Below are 26773 nucleotides of genomic sequence, written 5' to 3'. Positions count from 1 at the left end.
CATCGTCCGGCCCCGGCCACGACCACCGGCAGGGGCGGGATACTCAGGTCGACCGGGTACGGCTACTCAGCCACGCGGTTCACCGAACCAGCGGCGCAGCGCCCGGTCCAGCCCCTCCGGGTCGGCGTCCCCGGGGGCGCAGGCCCAGGCGACGTACCCGTCCGGGCGCAGCAGCAGCGCGTCGGCCGGTGGTTGCGAACAGTCGGCGGTCACCAGGTCGACCCGGTCCTTCCAGGCCGCCGCCCGGTCGGCGAGGCCGAGCCCGCCGCCGCTCAGGTCGAGTAGCAACGGCCGCCCGCCGCGGGCGAGTTCGGCGAGGCGGACGCCGCCGTCCGCCCGCTCGCCTCCGGGCCCTCCTGACCCGGTGCCGACGGTCGGCGCTCCGTCGCTCCTTCGTCGCTCCCTCGCTTCTCCCTTTCGGCACCGGCGGGCCCTTCGGGGGGTGCCGAGGGTGAGCTCCGGGGTGAAGCCCCCGGCCAGCGGGTGCGGGCAGTCGGTGTCGTAGTGGACGTCGCTGCCCGCCATCAGCGCGGCTATCCGGGCGAGGTTGTCGTCGTGGGAGAGCAGTTCGCCGACCAGGGCGCGCAGTGCGGTGACCGCCGGGCCGGGGGACATCAGGGCCGTCTGCGCCTGGGAATGCATGAACACCCGCTCGCCGACCGGGCGGCGTTCGTGCTGGTAGCTGTCCAGCAGACCGGGCGGGGCCCAGCCCTGGAGGTCGGCGGCCAGCTTCCAGCCGAGGTTGGCGGCGTCCTGCAGACCGAGGTTGAGGCCGGGACCGCCGGTCGCCGCGTGCACGTGGGCGGCGTCGCCGACCAGCAGGACCCGGCCGTCGCGGTAACGCTCGGCGAGCCGGGTGTTGTGGCCGACGGTGCGCCGCGGGGTGAACGGGCCGGCGGTACGGGCGGGCGCGAGTTCGAGGTCGGCGCCGGTGACCCGGCGGATGCTGGCGCGCAGCTCGTCCAGGGTGAGCGGGGCCTCCTGGTCCACCGGCGGGCCGCCCCACTCCTGGGTGGCGATCATGACGGCGTCCGGGTTGAAGGGGGAGATGACGAACACGCCGTGCTCGGTGCGGGTGTGGGTGTACGGGCGGAACGGGGTCGGGCAACCGGGCAGCAGGACCTCGCCGCCGTCGGTCATGCGGAGACCTTCGGGCGGCAGCACGTGGGCGACGCGGGAGACCGGGTCGGGCGAGGTGACGCCGGGGAAGTCGATCCCGGCCAGCTTGCGGACGGTGCTGCGGCCGCCGTCCGCGCCGATCAGGTAGCGGGCCCGCAACTGCCCGGCGCCGTCGGGGCCGTGGAGGTCGACGCTGACCCCGGTCGCGTCCTGGGCGAAGCCGGTGACCTCGTGGTCGCGGTGCACGGTGACGCCCAGGGCGAGGGCGCGCTCCTCCAGCACCTCCTCGACCCGGTGCTGCGGGACGGGCACGGCGTGCAGCGGGTTCGGGTCGAGCCGGTGCAGGTCCAGCGGGAAGGCGCCGAACACGAAGCGCGGTACGGGCTGTGGCGCGCCCGGGACCCCGCTGAGCGGCTGGTGGAGACCGCGGTGGTCGAGCAGGCGGAGCACCTGCCCGACCAGCCCGTTGGCCTTCTGCTCGCCGGAGCGCGCGGGCAGCCGGTCCAGCACCACCGGTTGGACTCCGGCCAGCGCCAGTTCGCAGGCCAGGAACAGCCCGACCGGGCCGGCGCCGACGATGATGACGTCGTTGGTCATCTCAGATCCCCCTCTGTTCGGTTGACCGGGACGGTTCGGGCAGCCCGGCCGCCAGCTGCCGCAGTGCCTCGGCGAGCACCGGCAGGAACGGCACCGCCGGTTCGGCGGTCAGGTACTGCTCGTAGGCGACCTGCATCGCGGAGAGCGCGGCCGAGGCGACCAGCTTCGGGTAGAGGTCCCGGGCGGCGTCGGTTCCGGTCCGGGCGGCGATCGCCGCCACGAGCCCGGTCCGCGTCTCCGCGCCGCCACGGCTCAACTCGGCCTGCAGGGCCGGCTCGCTGAGCAGCAGTCGGACGGCGGCGGTCCACTCCGGGGCCGGCTCCTCGGTCGCGTCCTCGAAGGGCACGACGAAGGAGTTGGTCAGCGCCTCCCACAGCGGTTCCTCCGCGGGGCGGGCCCGTAGGGCCTCGGCGGTCCGCAGGATCCGGTTGCGGTGCCGGAAGACGATCGCCTCGGCCTTGCTGGAGAAGTAGTTGTTGTAGGTGCGCGGGGACACTCCGGCCGCGGCCGCGATGTCCTCCACCCGGACGTTCTCCAGCCCCCGTTCCACCGCCAGGCACAGTGCCGCCCAGCTCAGTGCCTCCCGCGTCGCGGCCTTCTTCCGTTCCCGCAGACCGGGCTGCCCGTTCGTCATGGCACTACTCTCCCCAGAAAGTGCGTGTCACGCAATAGTGCGCATGGCGCAAGTTTTTCCGGCCTTCCGGGACCGTGGCGAGCCGCCCGCGACCTGCGGTTCGTCGCTGGTAGTAGTTGCCTGATTGCGGAGCGATCCCGGATGGGAGCCCATCCCCGCAGGAATTCCGGACGACTCGACAGGACTTGAGGAGCGGTCATGGGTGGCAGACAGCGTCCACCGCGAGCGCGGGCGCCGCGCCAGGGCGGGCCGGCCGGTGGCGGCCGGGTGAACTCCGGAGTGGGGATCGCCCGGATCGAGGGCTTCCTGGCCTGGGAGGCCGAGGTCGCGGCGGCCGAACGGGACGCCCGGGCCTTCGCCGCGCAGTTCCCCTGGCTGCCGGACGCGGAGCGGGAGAGCCTCGAACAGGCCTACGCCGCCGACCGGTTGCGCTACGCCGAGGAGGTCGTGGAGCGCGCCGTCCAGCGCTGCCGCCGACTGGCCGCCCGCTACCGTGCCGAGTGCCGCCGGATCTGCGCCCGCTGGGCGGCACTCTGTCTGTCCGTCACCGTCGCGGCGGCGCTGTTCGCCGTCGTCCCGGCGGCCCTGCGGCTCTGAGCGCCCCGGCACGACGAGGGCCCGCTGCGCCGGCAACGGCACAGCGGGCCCTCGTCGTACGGGGGATCAGTGGTGGCCGTGGCCGCTGGTGATCTCCTCGTGCTCCTCGACGGTGGGCTTGGCGATCTGGCTGCCCTCGCCGTAGAAGCCGCGGGACAGCTTGGCCCGGGTGCGGGTCCACAGGCCGGCCCGGCGGACCACGCCGTTCTCGTCCACCTCGGGCTCCAGCACGACCGGCTCGGGCTGCTCGTGCGCGGTGAGGGTGTACAGCCGGCCCTGCGGCAGCGGCGCGTGCACCTCGATGTACTCGCCGTGCTGCAGCCGGTTGATGACGCCGGTCTCCCGGCCGTGCAGCACCTTCTCCTTGTCGCGGCGCTGCAGGCCCAGGCACCAGCGCTTGGTGATCACGAAGAGGACCACCGGCAGGGCGAAGAAGCCGGCCCGCACCGCGTAGGTGATCACGTTGATGGACAGGCGGAAGTGGGTCGCCAGCAGGTCGTTGCCGCCGCCGGCCAGCAGGAGCAGGTAGAGGCCCATCCAGGCCACGCCGAAGGCGGTGCGGACCGGGTGGTTGCGCGGACGGTCGGCAATGTGGTGCTCGCCGCGGTCCCCGGTGACCCAGGCCTCCAGGAACGGCCAGCACCAGATGACCAGCAGCAGGGTCGGGAAGACCAGCAGCGGGATGAACACCCCAAGGTTCAGGGTGTGGCCGCCCCAGACGCTGATCTCCCAGCCGGGCATCACCCGGATCAGGCCCTCGGAGAAGCCCATGTACCAGTCGGGCTGGGCGTCCGTGGACACCTGGTCGGGCCGGTACGGGCCGTACGCCCAGATCGGGTTGATCGTGGCGATCGCCGACATGACCGCGATCACGCCGAAGACCAGGAAGAAGAAGCCGCCCGCCTTGGCCATGTAGACCGGCATCAGCGGCATGCCGACCACGTTCTCGTTGGTGCGGCCGGGCCCGGCGAACTGGGTGTGCTTGTGGTAGAAGACCAGGATCAGGTGCGCCGCGAGCAGGCCCACCATGATGCCCGGGATCAGCAGGACGTGGACGGTGAACAGCCGGGGGATGATGATGAAGCCGGGGAACTGCCCGCCGAAGATGAAGAACTGCAGGTAGCTGCCGACGATGGGGACGGCCAGGATCGCGCCCTCCATGAAGCGGATGCCGGTGCCGGAGAGCAGGTCGTCGGGCAGCGAGTAGCCCATGAAGCCGTCGAACATGCCGAGGATCAGCAGCAGGGCACCGAAGACCCAGTTGATCTCGCGGGGCTTGCGGAAGGCCCCGGTGAAGAAGACGCGCAGCATGTGGGTCAGCATCGAGGCGATGAAGACGACGGCGGACCAGTGGTGGATCTGGCGCATCAGCAGGCCGCCGCGGATGTCGAAGCTGATGTCGACGGTGGAGGCGTAGGCCAGCGACATCTGGACGCCCTTGAGCGGCACGTACTTCCCGTCGTAGACGACCTCGGCCATGCTCGGCTGGAAGAACATGGTCAGCCAGACGCCGGTCAGGATGATGATGACGAAGGTGTAGAGCGCGATCTCGCCCAGCATGAAGGACCAGTGGTCCGGGAAGATCTTGCGCAGGTTGGACTTGGCGAGGGAGTAGATGCCGAGCCGGCCGTCGGTCCAGTCGGCGAGGGCTTCGGCCTTGTTGGCCGGCTTGGTGCGCGTGCTGCTGGTCACCCGTCCCGGCTGCGACTGCAGTTCGGTGCTCACGACGGGCTCCCCGGCGTTCCCGGCGTGCCGTGGTGGAGGCCCGCCGGCGGGAACGCCGGCCGACGAAGTGTTGTGATCATGGGACCTCTCGATACGGGCCCGCCGGGCGGACCGGCGCGCGGACCTGGGCGGTTCGCTGGACCCGTTGCTCAGGGTGATGGAGCGCTTACTCTGTCATGCTGTCGGCAGGGGGCCGACTGTGCACGTCCATCGGGCCGTCCGGCCGCGCGTGTCGGGCCGGACGGGGGTTCCTGACGCCCGATCGGTCGGCCCCGGTCGGCGCAACGGGGGCGATGCTGCGCTCGGGTGCAGCTGGAGCGTGTCGGTGCGTGCCGCGTCCGGGCGTCGTGCGGGGGTGGGCCTACGCTGCGCCAATGGTGGATCACCGTGAACTCTTCGAGGACGTCACCGAGGCCCTGGCCCGCGCCGGGTTCGACACCACGCCGGGTGCCTCGCCCCTGTCGATCGGCCGACACCCCGAGGGGGTGGTGGTCGGCTGGTCCCCGGACCTGGAAGCGGACGGGCCGCCGTCCGGCCTGGCGCGGGCGGCGGTGGTCGGGGCGGCCGCGCTCGTCCTGCGGGAACGGGGCCTTCTGGTCACCGAGACGGGGGAGGGGGGCCTACTGGTGCGCTGGGCCGAACCGGTGACGGTCCCTCCGGAGTCGGAGCCCGAGGCGGCGCCCGAGCAGTGGTGGGGGTGACGAAGATCCCTCCCGGTGGCGGTGGCGCGCCGAGTTGACCGGCGCATGGGTGTTCCCATACCGAACCCTTACCTGAATGCGGGGTGCAGTTGACCGCAGCGGCTCTAAGGTTTGCCTAAGCTAAGCGAAGCGCCCTGGACCTTCCGTCCGGGGCGTTCGCCATGCCCGTTCCGCCGTCAGCGGCGGTGCGCTCGAGGACAGGTACAACCCGGGGCGGCCCGGGGGAGGAGCCCGCTGCATGTGGGATGAGGCGTTTCCCAGCTTTCTGATCGGGCTGCGCGAAGGGCTCGAAGCCGGCCTGATCGTGTCGATCCTGGTCGCCACGCTGGTCCGGGCCGGCCAGAAGGGCAGATCGCCCCAGGTCTGGACGGGCGTCGCGGCGGCCATGGCGCTCAGCCTCAGCTTCGGCGCGGTGCTCACCTTCACCGCCGCCAACCTCTCCGGCCACGCCCAGGAGGCGTTCGGCGGGGTGCTGAGCCTGATCGCGGTCGGCTTCGTCACCGCGATGGTGTTCTGGATGCGCCGCTCCGCGCGCACCCTCTCCGCCGACCTGAAGGAGAAGGTCCAGGCCTCGCTGACGATGGGCGCGGGCGCGCTGGTGTTCACCAGCTTCCTCGCGGTCGCCCGCGAGGGACTCGAGACCTCGCTCTTCCTGTGGACCAACGCCCGCACCGCCGGGGAGTCCACCGGCCCGCTGATCGGTGCCGCCGTCGGCCTGCTGCTCTCGGTGGGCCTGTGCTGGGGCCTGTACCGGCGGGCCCTGAAGATGAACCTCACCAGGTTCTTCACCATCACCGGCGCCGGCCTGATCCTGGTCGCCGCGGGCGTGCTCGGTTACGGCCTGCGCGACCTCCAGGAGTCCGGGCTGGTCGGCGGCGGCAGCACGTACGCCTTCGACCTGAGCGGGCACCTGGACGCCTCCTCCTGGTACGCCACGCTGGTCCAGGGCACCCTCAACCTGACCGTCACCATGACGGTCCTCCAGGTCGTCGGCTACATCGCCTACCTGAGCATCGTGATGACCCTCTTCATCGAGGGTGTGCGCGGCAGCAAAGCGGCTCCGGCGGCGGCTCCTGCTGAGTCGGGGTCCGACGCGGAGCAGGTCGAGCAGCCGGTGCGCACCGGCCGGCCGCGCTGGGTGCTGCCGACCGCGGCGATCGCCGTCCCGGTCGTGGTGGCCGGCGCCGTGATCGCGGTCAGCGACGGCAAGCAGGACAGCTCCGCCACCGTCTCGGTCTCCGAGAAGGAGTGCGGCAAGGGCTTCGGCAGCCCCCAGCCCGGCCAGCAGGTGTTCCAGATGCACAACACCGGCGACAAGGTCTCCGAGGTGTACCTGGTCAACCCGGGCAGCGGCGCCGTCTACGGGGAGATCGAGGGCCTCGCCCCCGGCACCACCCGCGCGCTCACCGCCACCATCGGCAACGGCGACTACGCCTGGCGCTGCGTGCCCACCGGCGGAACGTCCGTCACCTCCGCCCCCGTGCACGTCACCGGCGGCGCCGAGGTCAAGGCCGTCAAGCCGGTCTCCGAGGACGACCTCAAGGCCCCGCTGGACAGCTACAAGGACTACGTCAACAAGGGCCTCGCGACCCTGATGACGCAGACCCAGAAGATCCAGGCCGACGTGCGGGCGGGCGACCTCGCCACCGCCAAGGCCGACTGGCTCACCGCCCACCTGCAGTACGCCTCGCTCGGCGCCGCCTACGGCACCTTCGCCGACCTCGACAAGAAGATCGACGGCCGCCCCGACGGCTACGCGGACAAGGCCCAGGACCCGGGCTTCACCGGCTTCCTGCGGCTGGAGTACGGCCTCTGGCACGGCCAGTCCGCCGCCGATCTGACGCCCGTCGCCGACGAGCTCGCCCAGAACGTCGCCAAGCTGGTGCACGACTTCCCCGGCCAGGACTTCGACCCGGGCGACCTGCCGCTGCGCGCCCACGAGATCCTGGAGAACACCCTCCAGTTCGAGCTGACCGGCGACACCGACATGGGCAGCGGCACCAACCTGGCCACCACCCAGGCCAACCTGGCCGGTACCCAGGAGCTGCTGACCCTGCTGCAGCCGCTGCTCGACGAGCGCGACCCGCAGGTGCTGATCAAGGTCAACGCCGGGATGAAGCGGGTCGGGGACCTGGTCGCCGCCGCCCACACCGCCGACGGCTGGACCCCGCTCGACAAGCTGCCCGCCGACGCCCGGCGCCAGCTGAACGGCGCCACCGGCCAGCTGCTCGAAGACCTCTCGCCCATCCCCGCCCTGCTCGAGATCCGGAAGGCCGCCTGATGACCGACCACACCGCAGCCGCCGGCTCCTGCCCGTTCCCGCACGCCGTTGCCGCCCCCATCTCCGTCTCCGCCGCCTCCGCTGCTGCCGCTGCCGAGCCGGTCGTCGAGCAGGGCGGCTGCCCGGCCGGTCCGGCCCGGCGCAGCTTCGTCCGGGCCGCGCTCGGCGCGGGCGCCGGGGCCGCCGTCCTGGCCGGCGGGGCGTTCAGCCTCGGGGCCGAGCCGGCCGCCGCCGGGGACACCCACCAGAGCAGGACCGGGGCCGTCCCGTTCCACGGCGCCCACCAGGCCGGCATCACCACCCCGGCCCCCGGCTACGCGGCCTTCGTCTCGTGCCAGGTGATCGCCCAGGACCGCAAGGGCCTGGAGGACCTGTTCCGGACCCTGACCGAGCGGATCCGCTTCCTCACCGCCGGCGGCACCCCGCCCGACCTCGGCGTCGGCGCCCCGCCGTCCGACAGCGGCATCCTCGGCCCCGTCGTGCCCACCGACAACCTCACCGTCACCGTCGGCGTCGGCGCCTCGCTGTTCGACGACCGCTACGGGCTGGCCAAGGCCAAGCCGGTCAAGCTGACGCCGATGAAGACCTTCCCCAACGACAACCTCCAGCCCGGCGAACTGCACGGCGACCTCTCGCTGCAGATCTGCGCCGACCGGCAGGACACCGTGCTGCACGCGCTGCGCGACATCACCCGGCACACCCGCGGCGGGTTGCAGATCCTCTGGCGGATCGACGGCTTCCAGAACCAGTCCCGCCCGGACGGCGCCCAGCGCAACCTGCTCGGCTTCAAGGACGGCATAGTCAACCCGGACACCACCTCCGCCCGGGAGATGGACCGGCTGATCTGGGTCAACGACGGCATGGGCGAGCCCGCCTGGGCGACCGGCGGCAGCTACCAGGTGATCCGGATCATCCGGATGCTGATCGAGTTCTGGGACCGGGTCAAGCTCAGCGAGCAGGAGAAGATGTTCGGCCGCCGCCGCGACACCGGCGCGCCGCTGGACGGCCACCAGGAGAACGACGCGCCGGACTACGGCAAGGACCCGGACGGCAAGGCGATCCCGCTCAACGCGCACATCCGCCTGGCCAACCCGCGCACCGCCGACACCGACACCTCGCGCATCCTGCGCCGCGGTTTCAACTACGACCGGGGCATCGACAAGGCGGGCGACCTGGACATGGGTCTGGTGTTCTGCTGCTACCAGCAGGACGTGGTGCGGCAGTTCGAGGCCACCCAGACCCGGCTGATCGACGAGCCGCTGGTGGACTACATCTCGCCGACCGGTGGCGGGTACTTCTTCGTCCTGCCGGGCGTGAAGGACGAGGCCGACTGGCTCGGGCGGGGGCTGCTGGCCGCCGTCTGAGGGTGACACCGCGAACGGGCCCGGTGCTGCTGCGCACCGGGCCCGTTCGTGTCGGCTGTCTTCCGGCCGGTTCAGGATTTCCGGCCGGTTCAGGTTTTCCGGCCGGTTCAGCTGCCGAGGGTGAAGCCGATCACCGCGCCGCCGCCCTCCCGGTTGGCGGCGAAGGCGGTGCCGCCGTGCGAGCGGGCCACCTCGGCCACGATGGCCAGGCCCAGACCCGAACCGGGCAGGCTGCGGGCGGCGGTGGCCCGGTAGAAGCGGTCGAAGACCCGGTCGAGGTCGGCCTCGTCGATGCCCGGGCCCCGGTCGCGGACCTCGACCCGTGAGCCGCGCGCCACCACCTCGATCGGGGACGTCCCGGCCGGGTCGAACTTGGCCGCGTTGTCCAGCAGGTTGCTCACCGCGCGGGCCAGCGCGTCCGGGTGGGCGAGAACGACGGTGTCGTCCGCGTGCACGGTGATCTCCCGGTCGCTGTGCCGGCGGGCCCGGGCGGCGGCCGCGTGCACCACCTCCGCCAGCACCACCTCGACCGGGTCCTCGTCCGCCTTGCGGTCCGCCGCGAGCGCCACCAGCTCCTCCACCAGCTGGGTCAGCCCCCGGGCCTCCTCCTCCAGGTCGGCGAGCAGCGCGGTGCGTTCGGCGGGCGGCAGCCGGTCGATGCTGGGCAGCACCGAGAGGTTGGTGCGCAGGCTGGTCAGCGGGGTGCGCAGTTCGTGCCCGGCGTCCTGGACGAGCCGGCGCTGGTTCTCCTTGGCGGTGGCGAGGCGGCCCAGCATCCGGTCGAAGGCGCGGCCGAGCCGGCCCACCTCGTCCGTTCCGGCGGCGGGCACCGGGACGTCCAACCGGCCGCTGGAGGCGACCAGTTCGGCGGCGTCGGTGAGCCTGACCAGCCGGCCGGTGATCCGCCCGGCGACCAGCCGGCCGGCCCCGCCCGCCACCAGCACGACAGCGGCCACCACGGCCACCATCTGGATGCGCAGCCGCGCCAGCAACTGCTCGAAGTCGTCGAGTCGCTGCACGACCTGGACCGCGCCGCGGCCGCCGCCGAGCGAGACCACGCCCACCCGCCAGGTGGCGCCGGGGAGGTGGCGCACGTCGGTCACCGTCCGTCCGGCAGCGTCGGTACGGGCGAGCTCGCGGTCGTCCGGGGTGATCGGCAGGTCGACGTGGGCGGTGCCCGGCAGGACGGCCCCGTTGGGGTCGAGCGCCTGCGCGGTGACCCGGATCGGGTGCAGCAACTGCTCGCTCAGCCCGCTCGGGCCGTTGAAGTCCCCCGGGAACAGCTTCTCGCGGTCGACCTGGCCGCTCACCGCGTGGACGGCGGAGTTGAAGTCGTCCGCCTCGTCGTCCCGGATCAGGGCGGCCGCGGCGCGGTAGCCGAGCGTGCCGATCAGGACCGCGACCAGCGCCGCCATCGCGGCGAAGGCGAGCGAGAGGGTGGTGCGCAGGCCGGGGCGGGGCAGCCGGGCGCGGTCGCCCGCGCGGACGGTCACGGCTCGCGCAGCGTGTAGCCGACGCCGCGGACGGTGTGGATCAGCGGGGCGAGGCCGGGACGGTCGAGCTTGCGCCGCAGGTAGCCGATGAACACCGCGAGGTTCTTCGAGCCGGGACCGAAGTCGTAGCCCCAGATCCGCTCGTACAGGGTGGTCTGGTCGAGGACGGCGCCGGCGTTGCGGGTGAGCAGCTCCAGCAGGTCGAACTCGGTGCGGGACAGCTCCAGTTCCCGTCCGCCGCGCCAGGCCCGCCGGGCGGGCGGTTCGACCCGCAGGTCGGCGACGGTCAGCACGTCCTCGGTGCTCTCGGGCGGGGGGTTGCGGCGCAGCAGGGCGCGCAGCCGGGCGAACAGCTCCTCCACGTCGAAGGGCTTGACCAGGTAGTCGTCGGCCCCGGCGTCCAGCCCGGCGATCCGGTCCGGGACCTCGACCCGGGCGGTGAGCATCAGCACCGGGGTCCGGTCGCCGGCGGCGCGCAGCCGGCGGCAGACCTCCAGGCCGTCCGGCGCGGGCATCATCACGTCGAGGACCAGGACGTCCGGGCGCTGCTCGGCGAGGACGGCGAGGGTCTGGGTGCCGTCGGCGGCTATCCGCACCCGGTAGCCCTCCAGCGTCAGGGCGCGGGTGAGCGAGTCGCGGATGGCGCGGTCGTCCTCGGCGATCAGCACGGTGTGGGTCATGGGGGAGATTCTCCCTGGCGTGCTCACGGCAGTGGAGAGCGGGGCGCGGTTCCCGGCCGCCGCGGGTTTCGCGCGCTGCTTCGCAGGCGTACGGTGGCCACACGGTGGCGCGCCGCCGGGCGGGCCGCCGGTACGTGTCGGCACGCCCCGCCGGAGGCCGAGATGGCAGAGCGGATGGCCTTCCTCACCACCCCGCGCGCGGAGCGGGCGCGGCGGGACGCGCGGGAGCGGCTGGGGGACTGGCGGGAGGTGTACCGGCCCGGGGAACTGCTGCCGGTGGTGGGCGGGCAGGCGGCGCGGTGCATGGACTGCGGACTGCCGTTCTGCCACGCGGCCTGCCCGCTGGGGAACCTGGTGCCGGAGTGGAACCGGCTGGCGGCGGACGGGGACTGGCGGGCCGCGGCCGCCAGGCTGCTGGCGACCAACAACTTCCCGGAGTTCACCGGGCGGCTCTGCCCGGCGCCCTGCGAGAGCGCCTGTGTGCTGGCGATCGACGGCGCGGCGGTGACGATCAAGAACGTGGAGCTGGCGATCGCCGACCGGGCCTGGGAGGAGGGCTGGGACGCGCCGCTGCCACCCTCCCCGCTGGGCGGGGGAAGGCGGGTGGCGGTGATCGGCTCGGGCCCCGCCGGGCTGGCCGCCGCCCAGCAGCTGACCCGGGCCGGGCACGCGACCACGGTCTACGAGCGGGCCGACCGGGCGGGCGGGCTGCTGCGCTACGGGATCCCGCCGTTCCGGCTGGAGAAGCACCGGCTGGACCGGCGGCTCGACCAACTGCGGGCCGAGGGAACGGAGTTCCGTACCGGGGTGTGGGCGGGGCGGGACGTCACGGGCGAGCGGTTGCGGACCGACTACGACGCGGTGGTGGTCGCGGTGGGGGCCACCGCCCACCGGGAACCGGCCGTACCCGGGGGCGGACTGGCCGGGGTGCATCCGGCGATGGAGTACCTGACCTGGGCGAACCGGGTGGACGAGGGGGACCGCGCGACCTCGCCGCTGTCCGCCGAGGGGCGACGGGTGGTGATCGTCGGCGGCGGGGACACCGCGGCCGACTGCCTGGGTACGGCGCTGCGCCAGGGCGCGGCCTCGGTCACCCAGCTGGACATCAACCCCTGCCCGCCGCAGCGCCGGGCGCCGGGGCAGCCCTGGCCGGTCCACCCCAAGGTGTACCGGGAGACCACCTCGCACGAGGAGTCGGGGGCGGTGGCGGACGGGGCGGTGGCGGGCGGGGCGGATCGGTCGCAGGCCGGGCTGGGGTCGTCGGTGGCCGGACCGGGCTCCGCGGTGGCGGGTGGTGGCCGGGTGTTCGAGGCGGTGACGGTCGGGTTCGAGCCGGGGCCGGACGGGCGGCTGGCGGCCGTCCGCTTCGCCGAGGCCGCGCCCGGCGACCGTAGCGCCCGGGCGGGCACCGAGCGGGTGCTCCCGGCGCAGCTGGCGCTGCTCGCGCTGGGCTTCACCGGGCCGGAGCCGGACCAGCCGCTGTTCGCCCAACTCGGCCTGGGCCTCGGGCCGGAGGGCACGCTGGAGCGGGACGACGGCTTCGGCACCGCCGTCGACGGGGTGTTCGTCGCCGGGGACGCCGGGCGGGGCCAGTCGCTGATCGTCTGGGCGATCGCCGAGGGCCGGGCGGTGGCCGCGGCGGTGGACGCCTACCTTCGCGGACGGACCGAACTCCCGGCGCCGGTACGGGCGTCGGCGCGGGCGCTCACGCTGTGAAGGCGTGGGCGTCCGCGCCGGACGGTCCGGGGCTCGCGATCAGCCGGGGTTGGTGATCGGCTTGGGCTCGCGATCGGTCGAGGTCGGTGATCGGTGGGGGCTCGCGATCAGCCGAGGTTGGTGATCAGCCGAGGCCGAGGACCGAGAGCGCGGTGGTCCAGTCGTTGACGATGGCCTGCTGGGCGGGCACCAGGCCGACCTGGTGGTTGCAGACGGCGCGGTAGAGCTTGTACTCCACGGTGTCCTTGTCGGTGGAGGACAGGCCGCTCGCGCCGGTGGCGTAACGCGGCTGGGGCCAGAGGTTGTTCGGGTCGGTGGGGTTGCCGCCGAGCGACAGCGGGATGAAGTGGTCCTCCTCGTAGTCCGCCGTGCTGGTGTCGTCGTAGCCGTACTGGGCGATCTGCTGGACCTTCAGGCGGTTGGTGTAGGTGCTGGACGGGCGGATCGAGGTGCTGTAGCCCGAGACGCAGATGGTGGAGTCGATGGTGTCCTGGGTGACGTCCGGGTTGGTGGCGCCGGGGGTGCAGGCCGGGTCGGGCAGCGGCAGGTAGGCCTGCGAGCAGGTCGCGTCGAGGGCGGTGCGGGTGTGCGCGGCGGTGGTGGGGGCGGCGTGCGCGGCGCCGGCGGTCGCGAGGGCGGCCGCGGCGAGCACCACGGTGGCGACGGCGGGGGCGATGCGGTGGGCACGAAGCATGTGGGGAGCTCCCTGTCACGGGCCCGGCACGGGACGCCGGGCGGTGTGTGTCCATGCCATCACCGGCGGGTCTATGCGGGTAGACCGGGAATGGTGAATATTTGACAAAACGTCAGTCAACGTGGCCGCGGCAAGATTTCGCTTGACGCGGACCCGGCGGACCCGGCGGACCCGGCGGACCCGGCGGACCCGGCGGACCCGGCGGACCCGGCGGACCCGGCGGACCCGGCGGACCCGGCGGACCCGGCCGACCCGGCGGGCCGGGCGTCAGGGCGTTGAGGTCAGCGAGGGAGTCGTCGGGCGAGGACGTCGGCGGCCTTGTCGGTGTCGCCCGGGACGAGGGTGCCGTCCTCGGAGGTGAACACCACGGTGGTGCCGCGGGCGTCGGGGTGCGGGTCGTACGAGGCGCCGGCGGTCTGCGAGCCGTCGAACGGCCACGCTGACCCGCTCGGTGCGGCCGGTCCACACCGCCGGGCCGCGTCGACGGTGGCGCCTGGTGGCGTCGCGGGCTGGTGACGTCGAACTGCCAGGCGCCGGCTCGTGGGTGAGCCGATCGTCGGGTGGGGCGGGTGGTCAACGGTGGTTCGTGTAGAACGGTGGATCCACGTCACGGGGCGGACGTGCGGGCGGGTGTCCCGTCGGATCGGCCGGAGCGGAACCTTGCTAGCATCCCGCGACAACATGCCTGATGAGAGGTCGTGCGGGATGGATTCGGGCGGGCGGACGGAGCCGTTGGAGCTCCGCTTCACACCCACGGCCGGGGACTTCCGGGCGGCCTTCGCGGCCCGTGCCCGGGGGACGGTGGCGGGGCGCGGTGCCCGGAGGTGGACGAATCTGCTCGCCGGGTGTGCCACGTTCACCGGGGCAGGTGGGGCGCTGACCGCGGCGGCCAACGGCGTGGCCCGGCCGCCGGCCGTGCTGATGTTCTTCTTCGCGCTGCTGGTGCTGGCGTGGCCCTGGCTACGGGCGTGGCAGGCGCGGCGGCTCGCGGCGGACAAGGGTGAGTTCCGGGTCCTGGTGGACGAGGCGGGGGTGACCGTCACCAATGCGGTGTCCAGTACCGTGCTCGACTGGCGGGAGCTGCCGTACTACCTGGAGACGCCCGAGCAGTTCGTGCTGCTCGGCGGGAACGAGCAGACGCACACGTTGACCGTGCTGCCCAAGCGCGGCACGGACGAGCCGGGTCGGCTCGGTGAGCTGATCGCCTGGCGCTCCTCGGCGCTTCCGCAGGGCTGAGCGGCGGTCACCGGGCGGTCACGGGGTGGGTTCCGGGGTCGCCTCCGCGGCCGTTCCCGGCTGCTGCGCGCGCTGGTCGTAGCGCCAGAGCGCTGGGAGGGCGGCGGCCAGGACGGCGCTGCCGCCCAGGCAGAGCAGACCGCCGGTGCGCAGCGCGGCCCGGATGCCCTGGCGGGCGGCGAGGCCGCCGGCCCGCAGGTCGCCGAGGGCCGGTCCGGCGGAGCCGATCAGCAGCTCCAGGCCGGCGGCGCGGCCGCGGAGTTCGTCCGGAATGGACTGGTTCCAGATGGCGCTGCGGAAGGTGTCGCCGATCCAGTGGGCGCCGCCGGCGATGCCCAGGCAGAGCAGCACCGCCCACAGGCCCGGGGCGAAGGCGGCCGCGGTGGTGGCCGCGCCGACCAGGGCGGCGGAGAGCAGCACCAGCCGCCCGTGCCGGTGCACCCGCTCCGTCCAGCCGCCGGTGGCGGCCGCGATCAGGCTGCCGGCGGCGGACGCCGAGTAGAGCAGGCCGAGGGCCCAGGACGCCGCCAACTCCTCGGCCAGGAACGGGAACAGCGCGGTGGGCAGGGCGAAGGCGGTGGCGGCGAGGTCGGCCAGGTAGGTGCCCAGTAGGTCGGGCCGCCGCGCCGCGTACCGGGCGCCCTCGGCGAACTCGCGCAGCGGCGGTGCTGCGGCGTCCCGCTCCGAGGGGACGGGCCGGACCCGGGCGAGCAGGGCGATCGACAGCAGGAAGGTGCCGAGGTCGACCAGGTACGCGGCCGGGACGCCGGCGGTCGCGATCAGCAGTCCGGCGGCGGCGGGCGCGGCGACGCCGCCGATGCTCCAGCGCAGGGAGAGCAGCGCTCCGGCCGCGACCAGCTGATCCGGCGGCACCAGGCGCGGGACCATCGCCTCGAGCGAGGGCTGCTGGAGGCCCTGGACCGCCGCGGCCAGGCCGGCGGCGAGGTAGAGCGGCCAGACGGCGGGGGTGCCGAGCAGGGCGTTGGCCAGCAGCAGGGCGCTGAGCACGGTGAGCGCCAGCTCGGTGGCCAGGGCGACGGCACGGCGGTCGGCGCGGTCGGCGAGCACGCCGCCGTAGAGGCCGAACAGGACGGTGGGCACGAGTTCGACCGCGCCGACGGCGCCCACGGCGAGCGGCGAGCCGGTGAGGTCGGCGATCTGCAGCGGGATCGCCGTCATGGTGAAGATCGAGCCGAGCAGGGTGACCGTGCCGGAGGCCCAGGTGAGCCGGAAGTCCCGGGAGGAGCGCCAGGGCGCGGTGTCGGGCAGCAGGCGGGAGCGGGAGCGGGGGCGGTCCGTGCCAGAGGTCATGAGGGTCCTTGATCGACGGTTCCTTATCACTGATAAAGTACAGGTCGGAACTTAGCGGCGATAAGGTGGGCCCCGCAAGCGGATTATCGGGAGGCCGATCGGATGGCGCTGCAACGCGACGAGGTGGTGCGCACCGCGCTGCGCGTGCTCAACGAGGAGGGCATCGACGGGCTCAGCACCCGGCGGCTCGCCCGGGAGCTCGGCGTGCAGTCACCGGCGCTCTACTGGCACTTCAAGAACAAGCGGGAACTGCTCGACCTGATGGCCGAGGCGATGCTCGCCGACGCCCTCCCGTCCGACCGCGAGCCCGACCCGGAGCACTGGCCCGAGTGGATCGCCGCCGACGCCCGCGCCAAGCGCAACGCCCTGCTCGCCTACCGCGACGGTGCCCGGGTGCACGCCGGCACCCTGCCCACCGAAGACGAACTCCCGGCCGTCGAAGCCCAGTTGAGCGCACTGTGCCGGGCCGGACTGCGTCCGCGCACCGCGCTGCGGCTGCTGCTGACCGTCGACCGGTACATCATGGGCTGGGTCACCGAGGAGCAGGCCTGGCGACAGGACGCCGCGGAGCGCACCCGTCCACCGTTCCCGGACGAGGCCCTGCGCGACCTGCCGCTGCTGAGCGAGGCGGCCGACGTGCTGCGGATGACCGACCACGACGCCGACTTCGACTACGGGCTGCGGGTGCTGATCGAGGGCTTCCGGGCGGAGATCGCGCGGGAGGCGGGCGAGCGCCCGGCCCGAAGCTCGGTTTGAACGGGGATGGGCTAGCGTGAGCGCCATGGTCACCCTTGATCCCCGCAGCACGGCCCTGGTCCTGATCGACCTGATGGACCGGATCGTCGCCAACCAGCTCGCGCCGCACACCGGTCCGGAGGTCGTGACGGCCTCGCTGAAGCTCGCCGAGGCCTTCCGCGCCGCCGGCGCCCCCGTCATCGCGGTGCGGGTCGAGCGGCCGGGCGTCGCCGAGCAGCCGCCCGGCAGCGAGCTGGTGGCGGAGGTCGAGGCGGTGGCCGACGAGGTCGTGGTGAAGCGCACCATCGGCGCCTTCCAGGGCACCGGTCTGCACGAACTGCTCCAAGGCCGGGGCGTGGAGACGCTGGTGTTCACCGGGATCGCCACCAATCTGGGCGTGGAGTCGAGCGCCCGTGCGGCCGCCGATCGCGGCTACCGGCTGGTGTTCGTCGAGGACGCGATGACCGGGCTGACCGAGGCGGAGCACCGGGCGTCGGTGGAACTGGACTTCCCGCGGCTGGGGGACGTCGCGGCGGCGGCGCAGCTGCGGTTGGGCTAGCGGCTCGGCCCGTCCGCCTCCCGGTTCAGTTCCTCGGCAGTTCCAGGGCGTCGCGCAGCCGTCCGGCCGAGGCGCTGAGGAGTCGGGCGGCGGTGGGCGCGTCCACGTTCGCGAGCAGGACCAGGATGGCGTCCTTCGTCCGGCCGTCGGTGGCGGTGAGGGCGCGGCGGACCGCGTCCTCGTCGGCGCCGGTGGCCTCGGCGACGATCCGGCGGGCGCGGTCGCGGAGCTTGGTGTTGGTGGCTCGCAGATCGACCATCAGATTTCCGTACGTCCGGCCGAGACGGACCATCACGGCCGTGGACAGCAGGTTGAGCACCAGCTTCTGCGCGGTGCCCGCCTTCAGCCGGGTGGAGCCGGCCAGCACCTCCGGGCCGACCTCCACCTCGATCCCCAGTTCGGCCGCCGCCACCAGGGCCGAACCCCGGTTGCACGCCAGCCCGACCGTCAGCGCCCCGGCCGCCCGCGCGGCGCGGACGGCGGCCAGCGGGTACGGGGTGCGGCCGGAGGCGGAGACGCCCACCAGGGTGTCGGCCGGGGTGAGGCCGAGCGCGGCGACGTCCGCCTCGGCGAGGTCGGTGCGGTCCTCGGCGCCCTCGACGGCCTCCGTCACGGCCGTCCGGCCGCCCGCGACCAGGCCGACCACCAGGGCTGGATCGGTGCCGAAGGTCGGCGGGCACTCGGCGGCGTCCAGCACCCCGAGCCGTCCGGCCGTGCCCGCTCCGGCGTAGACCAGCCGCCCGCCGCGCGCCATCCGGGCGGCCACGGCGTCGACCACGGCGGCGATCCGCGCCAACTCGCCGGCGACGGCAGCGGGGACGGTGCGGTCCTCGGCGTTCATCAGGCGGAGCAGGTCGACGGTGGGCAGCCGGTCGATCCCGGCCCAGTCGGCGCGGACCGTCTCGGTGGGGGGTACGGCGTCCTGGGTCATCTCGGCCTCGGGTGGTCCGGGGGTGCCAACGGCTGGTCCCCGTGATCCTAGGGCTGGTCCCCATCCTACGGGCGCTGCCCGTCGTCTTTGAGACGATCCGTCAGGCCATCGTCAGGCCATCCAGAAGAAGACGGCCGTCATCCGGCGCTCCGCCAGGTCGGTGCCGTAGTAGTTCGTGGCGCTGTGGATCAGGTTGGCGTGGTAGAGGAGCAGCTGGTTGTAGCGGTTCGGGACGCGGACGTCCTCGGTGAAGTGGTCGGCGGGGACGTGGCGGGTGCCGAGCGCCTCGACCAGGTTGTTGTGCGGGGCGTTGACCAGGTTGCCGCCGAGGCGGCCGCCGGGGAACTGCTGGCGGTAGAAGCTGGTGCCGGCGTCCTTGGGGGCGCCCGGGCTGAGGTAGAGCACGGCGGCGTAGCGGCAGAGCGCGCGGGAGTCGGTGTGGGGGCGGGACTCCGACTCCCCGGCGCCGACGACCTGGACGCAGTTGTGGTTGAGCGTGCCGCCGCCCGGAGTGCTCTGCACCCAGAGCCGGGAGGCGCCGGTGGCCTTGCGGACCTGGGCCTCGACCCGCGCCAGCTCGTCCGGTTCCAGGCCGGGCATGGTGCGAAGACCGGGCCAGGTCTCGGGGCGGTACGGGTAGCCCTCGGTCCAGTCGCCGCGGGCCAGGACGCGTTCGCGGACCGCGTCCGGGTCGGGCAGGACGTTGTCGAGGACCCAGTAGTCCCGGCCGCGGGTGGGCTTGCGGTAGGGCAGGACCGGCAGGGCGGTGGGCCTGATGGGCTGTGAGGGCATGGGCCGACCATAGGGGCGTCCCGCGTCAACGATCTGCCGTGAACAGGTCAACCTTTCGTCAAGTGCCGCGTAGCGGGGGCAGCTCCGGGCGCTATCGGCGGATGCGGCGGAAGACGGTCGTGAGGATGAGGACGGTGAGCGCCAACAGGATCCCGGCCTCGACGAGTTGGATCGGCACGAGGTGGGCGGAGGGGTGGTACTGGAGCCAGCTTCCGGTGGCCGCGTCGCACCGGTGCGTGCCGATGCAGGCGTAGGAACTGATGTGGCTGCCGTCGGGCATGATGGCTTCGCGGTTGGTCAACCAGGCGTTGGTGGGTTGCGCGGCGTCCGACGGGGCCGCCTCGTCGACAGTGGGGTAGAAGGACGGGCGGGCCCAGCGGATCAGCCCGTGGGTGATCGCGACCAGTGCGCCGGTGAGGAACATCGCCGGCAGGGTCCGGCGGGTCAACTGGCCGACGAGGACGCCCAGGGCCAGCGCGAACAGGGACCAGGCGACCGGCGCCACCCCGAGGGCCGGGTAGGTGAAGGACTGGAACGGCGGATCGAAGGCGACCGGCCCGTGCACGATGTCCGTCCACCACACCCAGCTCATCAGCGCGGCGAGCACCCCGGTGGCGGCCAGAACGGCGAGCCCGGGCACGGCGAGGCGGGCGGCCAGCCAGCGCACGGGGCTGACGGACTGCGCGCGGATCAGGCGGATCGTGCCGCGCTCGTGCTCCTGGGCCAGCAGCGGCGCGCCGATGAACACGCCGATCAGCAGCGGGACCGCGGTGACCGCGGGTTGGAGTACGGAGACGTACCAGAAGTTGGGCCGGTTGATCGGGGCGAGGAGCGTCCAGCACTGGGGGCTGTCCCAGCTCGCGGGGCTGTAGCAGCCCGTCCGGCGCAGCACGCCCACGGTGTGGTGGCAGACGGCGTGGATCCAGATCAGGTCGGCCGCCACCAGGATCAGCAGCGCGGCCAGCGTTCGGAGCAGCGCCCGGTTCTGGCGGAGCGACAGCCAGAGCAGCCCGCGCAGCCGGGGGGTGGCGGAGCGTTCCGGGCTCATCGGCCTGGGGGCGGGCTTCGCCTGGTCGGTCAGGACGTTGGTGCTCATGCCGCCTTCTCGTCGTTGGCCGGGGTGGTGCTCGGGCGGGTGCTGCTCGCTCGGGTGGTGTCCTGCTGGGTGTCGTCCGGTTGGGGATCGGTCGGTCGGGTGGCGTTCGGTCGGGGATCGTCTGGTGTGCGGAGGTAGCAGAGCAACAGTTCGTCCAGGCTGGGCCGTTCGCTCTCCCAGGGGCCGTCCAGCGGATCCCCGGTGCGGACCAGGGTGGTCGCCCGGCGCCCGCCGATCCGCTGTTCGACCACCAGGTCGGCCGGGAGCGGGGCGCCCTCGGCGGGTCCGGTGAGCAGCTGGTGTCCGTCCAGGATGTCGTCCAGGCCGCCGGCCAGCCGGATCCGTCCGCCCTGGACGAGCAGCAGGTGGTCGATGACGCCGTCCAGTTCGGGCAGGATGTGCGAGGACACCACGATGGACGTGCCCCGCTCGGCGGCGGCCGACATCAGGGTGCCCATGAGCTGGTGCCGGGCGAGCGGGTCGAGGTCGGCCATCGGCTCGTCGAGCAGCAGCAGGTCGGGGAGCTTGCCCAGGGCGAGTGCCAGGGAGACCCGGGTGCGCTGGCCGCCGGAGAGCGAGCCGATCCGAGACTTGGGTCGCAACTCGCCCTGGTCGACGATCTGTTGGGCCATCTCCTGGTCCCAGGTCGGATTGAGCTCGCGGCCCATCCGCAGCGTCTCGGCGACGGTGAGGCCCGGGTAGAGCGGCTTGTCCTGTGCCACGTAGGCAACCCGGGCGCGCTGGTCCGGTGTGGCCGCCGGTTCGCCGAACACCCGCAACTCTCCCTCGGTGGCATCGAGTTGGCGGGCGGCGAGGGAGAGTAGGGTGCTCTTGCCCGCGCCGTTGGGACCCACCACGCCGCAGATCCGTCCCGCCGGGACGGTGAAGTCGCAGCCGCGCAGCGCCCAGCCGCCCCGGTACTGCCTGCCGAGCCCGGCGGCCTCCAGCGCCGGAGCCATGCTCGTCGGGTCGTCGTTCACCCGGTTCCCCCCACTGTTCTCGGTTCGGTGTCGTCGTCGGTGTCGTCGGTGTCGTCGGTGTTGACCGGAGGACGCCCCCGCTGTCCGTCGGTTCGGTGCCGCCGGGGAGACCCCCGGCGCCCGTCAGTTCGGTGCTGCCGGGGGGACTCCGGTGTCGAAGCGCTGCTCCAATACGGAGGTCATCAGCGCGGCGATGTCTTCGCGTTCCAGCCCGGCCTCCCGGGCCCGGTCCACCCAGCCGACCAGGTCCGCACGCAGCGGCCCGTCGGCCGCCGCCTCCGGCCGGGCGAGCGAGCGCCGGACGAAGGTGCCCAGCCCCGGGCGGGGCTCGACCAGTCCCTCGCGTTCCAGTTCGCGGTACGCCTTCAGCACGGTGTTGGGGTTGATCGCGGTCAGCTCGACCACCTCACGGGCGGTCGGCAGCTTGTCCCCGGGCTGCAGCATCCCGAGCCGCAGCGCCTGCTTGGTCTGCTGCACGATCTGCTGGTACGTGGAGACGCCGCTGCGCCGATCGATGCGGTACTCGATCACACCCGTTGCGGCCTTTCACTAGTTCAACAGTGGAATGGTGACCCACTGCGACGCGCGGGTCAAGCCGGACGGGGGCTGGAGGGGCGGTGGGTTTCCTGGCCAGGGCGCCTGGTCGGAGCTTTGGTGAGAGTGCTTTGGTCGGAGCGCTTGGTCAGGGCGCATGGTCAGGGCGCATGGTCAGGGACGTTTGAGCAGGAGCAGTCCGTCGTGGTCGACCAGCCGCTGGTAGCCGTGGTTCTGGTAGGCCGCCAGCATGCGGGCGGTGGCGGTGGTGGCAAGGCCACCTGCGGGGGCGGCGCGGCGCACGGCATCGACCAGGGTGGCGAAGACGATCGGCATCAGCACCGCGCTGTAGTCGTAACTGGCGCCCCAGTGCTGCAGGTTGGTCGAGAGCAGTCGCCAGGTCATGGTGGGCGCGCAGAGCAGGATGAGTGGTGAGCGCAGGCCGAGGAAGCCGGTGGTGGTGGCGAGTAGGGGCAGCAGCAGCCACTTCAGCGGCGGCCAGCCGAGCCGCAGGGGTAGGGCCCAGAGCGGGGAGTGCCCGCTGCCGCCGTCGAGCTGCTGCCAGTAGTCGAATCCGCCGCTGGGGTTGAACCCGGCAGCACGACGAGCAGGGTGAGCGTGGTCGCGGCCACGCCGACGGCGGCGAGGGCGAGTCCGGGCAGGGGAGTGCGCTGGTCCTGCCGGGCCTGCCAGGCGATCAGCAGTCCGACGGCGGCCACCGTCAGCCCCAGGTACTCCTTGACCAGGAGCAGGGGCAGGGACCAGAGTGCGGCGGCGAGTGGTCGGCGGCGGCCGAGCACGGTGGCGGCGAAGGCGAGCAGTGGTACGGCGAACGCGATCTCGTGGAAGTCGTCGGCCGCGGCCCGGACGATCCCCCAGGAGGCCTCGGTGGCGCAGCCGACGTTCGAGCGGGCGTCAAAGCCGGTCCGGCGGTGCCGACCGGGCCTTTGGCGTGCTCGTTTCGGGCCGTGGGGCGGGCGGTTTCGGGGGTATGGGGCGGGGGCGGGGTGTGGTGCCCGTTCGCGGCTTGTGGGGCACCCGCCGGCTCGGGCGGTGGCTTAGCTCTCGCGGACGGCGTAGGAGCCGAGGGCACCCTCCAATCGGTCGAAGGCCTGGGCGGCGGAGGGGCGTACCGCGGCGGCGATGGCGGCCTGCTCCTCGCCGGCCAGGGTGCGGCGGAAGACTTCGGCGAACACCGCCCGGTCGACGGCGGCGAGCAGGGCGGCGGCGACCCGGCTCTCGAAGTCGACGCCCTGGGAATCGTCCGGAGCGGCGCGCACGGCCTCGGACAGCGCTTCGGCGAGTGCGGTCTCGCTCTGCTCGTGCAGCTCGCGCAGCCGGGCGCCGAGGGCGGGGCTCTCGGCGACGGTGCGGGCGAAGTCCGGGCCGGAGAAGCCGAGTCGCGGATCGTGCCGGTCCAGTCCGGTCAGGCAGTCGCGGCGCAGCGCGGTGAGGGCGGACTCCCCGGGGGCGCGCTCGGCGACGGCGCGCGGGAGTCGGGCGACGAGCTCCTCGTGCAGGTCGAAGAAGAGGTCCTCCTTGCGTGGGAAGTGGTTGGTGACGGTCATCTTGGCGACCCCGGCGGCGGCCGCCACCTCGGCGATCGTCGTCCGGTCGAAGCCGCGCTCGATGAAGAGCCTGGTCGCGGCGTGCGAGATCGCCTCGCGGGTGCGGCGCTTGTTGAGCTCGCGCAGGTTCGGAGTGGTGCCGGTGTCGGTCATGGTGCGAGCCTAGCGCAGTTCGCTGGGTCGAGCACAGAAATTATGCTTGACCTAATCACTGGGTCGGTCCTAAGTTCTTTCCGGGTGGTCGGAACGGCCGCCGGAGGGACGACTCAGGGGAGGGCGCACGACCATGTCGGTCACCACGAAGAGCAGGTCGGGAGCGGCGCGAGCGGCGCGGCCGGAGCCCTTGCCACCGGGCCTGCTGAAGATGGGCGTGGTGCTCGCGCTGGGCCCGATTCTGGCCCTGCTGGACACCACGATCGTCAACGTCGGCATCGACTCCGTCGCCCGCGATCTGCACAGCTCGATGGCGGCGGTGCAGTGGGTGGCCACGGGGTACCTGCTGGCGATTTCGCTGACCATGCCGCTCTCGGGCTGGGCCGCCGGCCGGTTCGGGGCCCGGCGGGCGTGGCTCGGCTCGGTCGTGCTGTTCGTGCTCGGATCCGCACTGTGCGGACTGGCCTGGTCGACGGGCAGTCTGATCGTCTTCCGGGTGCTGCAGGGCATCGGCGGCGGCCTGATCCAGCCGCTCGGGCAGACGATCATGGTGCAGGCGGCCGGGCCGTCCCGGATCGGCCGGGTGATGGGCACCCTGCTGCTCCCGATCAGCCTGGCCCCGGTCCTGGGGCCGATCCTCGGCGGGCTGGTGCTGGAGCACCTGAACTGGCGCTGGATGTTCCTGCTGAACGTGCCGGTGGGGCTCCTGACGGTGCTGTTGGCGGCCCGCTGGCTCCTGGCCGAGGCCCGGTCCGAACTCCCGAGGCCCCGGCTGGACGTGACCGGCCTGGTGCTGCTGTCGCCCGGCCTGACCGCACTGGTCTACGGGCTCTCCACGGTCGGTGAGGGCGGTGCGGCCGGCCCGGTGGCGGTCGGGGCGGGGGCGGTGCTGCTGGCGGCCTATGGGTGGCACGCGCTGCGGGTGGGGCGCCGCGGGGGCCGGGTTCCGCTGATCGACCTGCGGCTGTTCGCCCGGCGGGGCTTCGCGGTGGCGACGGCGAACAGCTTCCTGCAGGGAGCCGTGCTGTACAGCTCGATGTTCCTGGTGCCGCTCTACTACCAGCAGGTGGAGCGCACCGGAGCGGTGGCGGCCGGGCTGCTGCTCGCGCCCCAGGCGCTCGGCACGGCGGTCACCTCGCTGCTGTCCAGCCGAATAGCCGACCGCTTCGCGCCGCGCCCGCTGATCCTGGTCGGCATCGGCTGCTCGCTGCTCGGCACCTTCGCCTTCACCCAGCTGGGTCGCGGTTCCGGCCCGGCCGACTGGCTGGTCGTCGGCTCGCTGGTGCTGCGCGGGGCGGGCATGGGGAGCATCGTGATCCCCGGGATGGCGGCGGTGTACGGGAGCGTCGAGAAGGGCCAGGTGCAGGCGGCCGCCGGTGCGGTCAACGTCCTCAATCGGCTGGGCGGTGCGCTCGGTACGGCGGTGCTGACGCTGATCCTCCGGCAGGCCCAGGCGGGGCACCCGGGCCATCCCGGCGCGGCCTTCGGCGCGACCTTCTGGTGGGTGCTGGCCCTGTCGGCGCTCTCGATCGCACCGGCCCTGCTCTACCCGGGCTCCGCCCGTACCGCGGACTGACCGGCCGCCGGTCCGTGATCATCCATCAGCTCTCCGCCCGGCCGTCCCCCGCCCTGATCCGTTTCGACCTGGAGGTACCCGTGTTCACCAAGCACTCCGGCGGCCTGCGGCTGCTCACCGTCCACGCCCACCCCGACGACGAATCCAGCAAGGGCGCGGCCACCCTCGCCCGGTACGCGGCCGAGGGAGTGGACGTCCTGGTCGCGACCTGTACCGGTGGCGAACGCGGTTCGGTGCTCAACCCGGCGCTGGACCGGCCCGAGGTCCGCGCCGGCCTCGCCCGGATCCGGCGGGAGGAGATGGCCGCCGCGCGTGAAATCCTCGGTGTGCGGCAGCAGTTCCTCGGCTTCGTCGACTCCGGGATGCCGGGCCCGGACGAACCGCTGCCGGAGGGCTGCTTCGCCGCCCAGCCGGTGGAGGTCGCGGCGGCACCGCTGGTCGCGCTGATCCGGGAGTTCCGTCCGCACGTCGTGATCACCTACGACGAGACGGGCGGGTATCCGCACCCGGACCACGTGATGACCCATAAGGTCGCCGTCGAGGCCTTCGAGGCCGCCGCCGACCCGAAGCGTCATCCCGAGGCGGGCGAGCCCTGGCAGGCGGCGAAGCTCTACTACCACCTGGCGCTCTCCCGGGCCTGGTTCCAGACGCTGCACGACGCCATGACGGAGCGCGGAGTCCCCTCGGCGATGGGGGACCTGCTCGCCGACTGGCCCGACACCCCGCCCGCTCTCGCGACCACCACCCGGATCGCCTGCGCCGAGCAGTTCGCCGTTCGGGACGCGGCGATGCTGGCCCACGCCACTCAGGTCCAGCCCGGCGTCGCGTTCATGGCCCACCCGCGGGACATCGAGCGCGAGGTCTGGCCGACGGAGGAGTACCACCTGGCGCAGAGCTTCGTGCCCGGCCCCGGCCCCGGTCCCGGCAGCCCGGCCGGTGTGGTCGAGAACGACCTGTTCACGGGGGTGTGGGTGTAGGAAGGGACTTGAGCCGGGCGTTCGAACCGGGCAGGTTGATCCCATGACGAACCCTCAGACTGCCCCCGACGAGCAGGAGCCCCCGACCGGTCAGGAGCCGCGCCTCCGTACCCACAGCTGGACGTCAGGTCCGCCGATCTCCGAGTTCCCGCACCTCACCGGAGAGGAGATCCTGCTGGAATGGATCGCCGGGCGGATCCCCGAGCCCTCGATCTGCAGCACCATGGGCTTCCACCTCACCGAGGTGAAGGCCGGAACGGCGGTGTTCGAGGGGGAGGTGGGGGACCACCTCTTCAACCCGATGAACACCGTGCACGGCGGGTACCTGGCCACCCTGCTCGACTCGGCGCTCGGCTGTGCCGTGCTGAGCAGGTTGCCGGCCGGGGTCGGGTACACCACCACCCAACTGAACGTCCACATGCTGCGCCCGCTCTTCGCCGACTCGGAGCTGCTGCGCTGTGAGGGCGTGGTGCTGCACGTGGGGCGGACGATGGCGACGGCGGAGGCCAGGGTGGTCGGCGCGGAGAGCGGCAAGCTCTACGCGCACGCCACCACCACCTGCGCGATCCTGAGGCCCCGCCCGGCGGCCTGACCGTACCGCTTTGAGGCTCGGACAGCCGCTGCCGCTGCCGCTGCCCCTGCTTCGGCAAGTGCGCAAGAGCTGCTGGTGCCGCTGGCAGGCAGAAGGCAGCACGTCAGCCAGCCCGAACCGATTGACACCTCC

General features: G+C 73.1%; 27 protein-coding genes. 11 read left to right on the top strand and 16 right to left on the bottom strand.

Annotated elements, in window-relative coordinates; all coding sequences use genetic code 11:
* Positions 1-66: 66 nt before the first annotated feature.
* Positions 67-1716, bottom strand: a complete 1650-nt coding sequence (locus ACWCYO_RS13510; protein WP_449784322.1) for an FAD-dependent monooxygenase — start codon at positions 1714-1716, stop codon at positions 67-69.
* Between the two features lies 1 nt (position 1717).
* Positions 1718-2350, bottom strand: a complete 633-nt coding sequence (locus ACWCYO_RS13505) for an acyl-CoA-like ligand-binding transcription factor (RefSeq protein ID WP_449784321.1) — start codon at positions 2348-2350, stop codon at positions 1718-1720.
* A gap of 198 nt (positions 2351-2548) precedes the next feature.
* Between ACWCYO_RS13505 and ACWCYO_RS13500 the strand changes: the two genes are divergently transcribed.
* A complete protein-coding gene (locus ACWCYO_RS13500; RefSeq protein ID WP_270149611.1) occupies positions 2549-2947 on the top strand; it encodes a hypothetical protein in 399 nt (132 codons plus the stop codon).
* 66 nt (positions 2948-3013) lie between these two features.
* On the opposite strand, the gene qcrB is transcribed toward ACWCYO_RS13500, so the two are convergent.
* Positions 3014-4639, bottom strand: coding sequence for a cytochrome bc1 complex cytochrome b subunit (gene qcrB, locus ACWCYO_RS13495; RefSeq protein WP_270151434.1), 1626 nt, complete (start codon positions 4637-4639; stop codon positions 3014-3016).
* Between the two features lie 407 nt (positions 4640-5046).
* Between qcrB and ACWCYO_RS13490 the strand changes: the two genes are divergently transcribed.
* The 3 genes from ACWCYO_RS13490 (at position 5047) to efeB (ending at position 9018) form a co-directional block, all read left to right on the top strand.
* Complete coding sequence (locus tag ACWCYO_RS13490) at positions 5047-5373, top strand: hypothetical protein (RefSeq protein ID WP_449784320.1); 327 nt, start codon at positions 5047-5049, stop codon at positions 5371-5373.
* 238 nt (positions 5374-5611) lie between these two features.
* Positions 5612-7654 (top strand): iron uptake transporter permease EfeU, encoded by a 2043-nt coding sequence (gene efeU, locus ACWCYO_RS13485; protein WP_449784319.1) that lies wholly within the window; start codon positions 5612-5614, stop codon positions 7652-7654.
* The gene (gene efeB / locus ACWCYO_RS13480) at positions 7654-9018 is read left to right on the top strand and encodes an iron uptake transporter deferrochelatase/peroxidase subunit (RefSeq protein WP_449784318.1); all 1365 of its coding nucleotides are present in this window, start codon (positions 7654-7656) and stop codon (positions 9016-9018) included. The genes efeU and efeB overlap by 1 nt, the downstream gene beginning before the upstream one ends.
* A 107-nt stretch (positions 9019-9125) precedes the next feature.
* Here the strand turns inward: efeB and ACWCYO_RS13475 are convergent, their stop codons facing one another.
* Positions 9126-10511 carry a HAMP domain-containing sensor histidine kinase gene (locus ACWCYO_RS13475; RefSeq protein ID WP_449784317.1) on the bottom strand — a complete coding sequence of 462 codons (1386 nt, stop codon included), beginning with the start codon at positions 10509-10511 and terminating at the stop codon, positions 9126-9128.
* Positions 10508-11191, bottom strand: a complete 684-nt coding sequence (locus tag ACWCYO_RS13470) for a response regulator transcription factor (protein WP_449784316.1) — start codon at positions 11189-11191, stop codon at positions 10508-10510. The genes ACWCYO_RS13475 and ACWCYO_RS13470 overlap by 4 nt, the downstream gene beginning before the upstream one ends.
* A 162-nt stretch (positions 11192-11353) precedes the next feature.
* Between ACWCYO_RS13470 and ACWCYO_RS13465 the strand changes: the two genes are divergently transcribed.
* The gene (locus ACWCYO_RS13465; RefSeq protein ID WP_449784315.1) at positions 11354-12907 is read left to right on the top strand and encodes a glutamate synthase subunit beta; all 1554 of its coding nucleotides are present in this window, start codon (positions 11354-11356) and stop codon (positions 12905-12907) included.
* A gap of 124 nt (positions 12908-13031) precedes the next feature.
* Here the strand turns inward: ACWCYO_RS13465 and ACWCYO_RS13460 are convergent, their stop codons facing one another.
* Positions 13032-13601, bottom strand: coding sequence for a hypothetical protein (locus tag ACWCYO_RS13460; RefSeq protein ID WP_449784314.1), 570 nt, complete (start codon positions 13599-13601; stop codon positions 13032-13034).
* 281 nt (positions 13602-13882) lie between these two features.
* Complete coding sequence (locus tag ACWCYO_RS13455) at positions 13883-14212, bottom strand: hypothetical protein (RefSeq protein WP_449784313.1); 330 nt, start codon at positions 14210-14212, stop codon at positions 13883-13885.
* A gap of 121 nt (positions 14213-14333) precedes the next feature.
* On the opposite strand from ACWCYO_RS13455, the gene ACWCYO_RS13450 reads away from it, so the two are divergent.
* Complete coding sequence (locus ACWCYO_RS13450) at positions 14334-14837, top strand: hypothetical protein (protein WP_449784312.1); 504 nt, start codon at positions 14334-14336, stop codon at positions 14835-14837.
* 18 nt (positions 14838-14855) lie between these two features.
* Here ACWCYO_RS13450 and ACWCYO_RS13445 read toward each other — a convergent pair whose 3' ends face one another.
* The gene (locus tag ACWCYO_RS13445) at positions 14856-16148 is read right to left on the bottom strand and encodes an MFS transporter (RefSeq protein WP_449784311.1); all 1293 of its coding nucleotides are present in this window, start codon (positions 16146-16148) and stop codon (positions 14856-14858) included.
* A 102-nt stretch (positions 16149-16250) separates the two neighbouring features.
* Here ACWCYO_RS13445 and ACWCYO_RS13440 point away from each other — a divergent pair, with 102 nt between their 5' ends.
* On the top strand, positions 16251-16904 hold the full coding sequence (locus ACWCYO_RS13440; RefSeq protein WP_449784310.1) for a TetR/AcrR family transcriptional regulator C-terminal domain-containing protein: 654 nt from the start codon (positions 16251-16253) through the stop codon (positions 16902-16904).
* A 25-nt stretch (positions 16905-16929) separates the two neighbouring features.
* Positions 16930-17442 carry an isochorismatase family protein gene (locus ACWCYO_RS13435; protein ID WP_449784309.1) on the top strand — a complete coding sequence of 171 codons (513 nt, stop codon included), beginning with the start codon at positions 16930-16932 and terminating at the stop codon, positions 17440-17442.
* A 25-nt stretch (positions 17443-17467) separates the two neighbouring features.
* On the opposite strand, the gene murQ is transcribed toward ACWCYO_RS13435, so the two are convergent.
* The 8 genes from murQ to ACWCYO_RS13395 all read right to left on the bottom strand — a co-directional run bounded on the left by murQ (position 17468) and on the right by ACWCYO_RS13395 (position 23496).
* A complete protein-coding gene (murQ, locus tag ACWCYO_RS13430; RefSeq protein ID WP_449784308.1) occupies positions 17468-18373 on the bottom strand; it encodes an N-acetylmuramic acid 6-phosphate etherase in 906 nt (301 codons plus the stop codon).
* Between the two features lie 111 nt (positions 18374-18484).
* On the bottom strand, positions 18485-19165 hold the full coding sequence (locus ACWCYO_RS13425; protein WP_270149629.1) for a DUF6445 family protein: 681 nt from the start codon (positions 19163-19165) through the stop codon (positions 18485-18487).
* 91 nt (positions 19166-19256) lie between these two features.
* Positions 19257-20261 carry an ABC transporter permease gene (locus tag ACWCYO_RS13420; protein ID WP_270149630.1) on the bottom strand — a complete coding sequence of 335 codons (1005 nt, stop codon included), beginning with the start codon at positions 20259-20261 and terminating at the stop codon, positions 19257-19259.
* A complete protein-coding gene (locus ACWCYO_RS13415; protein ID WP_270149632.1) occupies positions 20258-21241 on the bottom strand; it encodes an ABC transporter ATP-binding protein in 984 nt (327 codons plus the stop codon). The genes ACWCYO_RS13420 and ACWCYO_RS13415 overlap by 4 nt, the downstream gene beginning before the upstream one ends.
* Before the next feature lie 123 nt (positions 21242-21364).
* Entirely contained in the window at positions 21365-21772 is a 408-nt protein-coding gene (locus ACWCYO_RS13410) for a GntR family transcriptional regulator (RefSeq protein ID WP_270149634.1), read from the bottom strand.
* Positions 21773-21949: 177 nt separating this feature from the next.
* Positions 21950-22180, bottom strand: coding sequence for a hypothetical protein (locus tag ACWCYO_RS13405; protein WP_270149636.1), 231 nt, complete (start codon positions 22178-22180; stop codon positions 21950-21952).
* An 83-nt stretch (positions 22181-22263) separates the two neighbouring features.
* Positions 22264-22614 carry a DUF2079 domain-containing protein gene (locus ACWCYO_RS13400; protein ID WP_449784370.1) on the bottom strand — a complete coding sequence of 117 codons (351 nt, stop codon included), beginning with the start codon at positions 22612-22614 and terminating at the stop codon, positions 22264-22266.
* A gap of 219 nt (positions 22615-22833) precedes the next feature.
* Complete coding sequence (locus ACWCYO_RS13395; protein WP_449784307.1) at positions 22834-23496, bottom strand: TetR/AcrR family transcriptional regulator; 663 nt, start codon at positions 23494-23496, stop codon at positions 22834-22836.
* Between the two features lie 133 nt (positions 23497-23629).
* On the opposite strand from ACWCYO_RS13395, the gene ACWCYO_RS13390 reads away from it, so the two are divergent.
* The 3 genes from ACWCYO_RS13390 to ACWCYO_RS13380 all read left to right on the top strand — a co-directional run bounded on the left by ACWCYO_RS13390 (position 23630) and on the right by ACWCYO_RS13380 (position 26641).
* Positions 23630-25072 carry an MDR family MFS transporter gene (locus ACWCYO_RS13390; RefSeq protein WP_449784306.1) on the top strand — a complete coding sequence of 481 codons (1443 nt, stop codon included), beginning with the start codon at positions 23630-23632 and terminating at the stop codon, positions 25070-25072.
* Positions 25073-25176: 104 nt separating this feature from the next.
* Complete coding sequence (gene mca / locus ACWCYO_RS13385) at positions 25177-26049, top strand: mycothiol conjugate amidase Mca (protein WP_449784369.1); 873 nt, start codon at positions 25177-25179, stop codon at positions 26047-26049.
* Between the two features lie 43 nt (positions 26050-26092).
* Positions 26093-26641 (top strand): PaaI family thioesterase, encoded by a 549-nt coding sequence (locus ACWCYO_RS13380; protein ID WP_449784305.1) that lies wholly within the window; start codon positions 26093-26095, stop codon positions 26639-26641.
* Positions 26642-26773 lie beyond the last annotated feature (132 nt).

The sequence above is a fragment of the Kitasatospora sp. NPDC001683 genome (assembly GCF_053596495.1).
The sequence above is the reverse complement of the archived record's forward strand: the minus strand, read 5'-3'. Positions and strand labels throughout refer to the sequence as shown.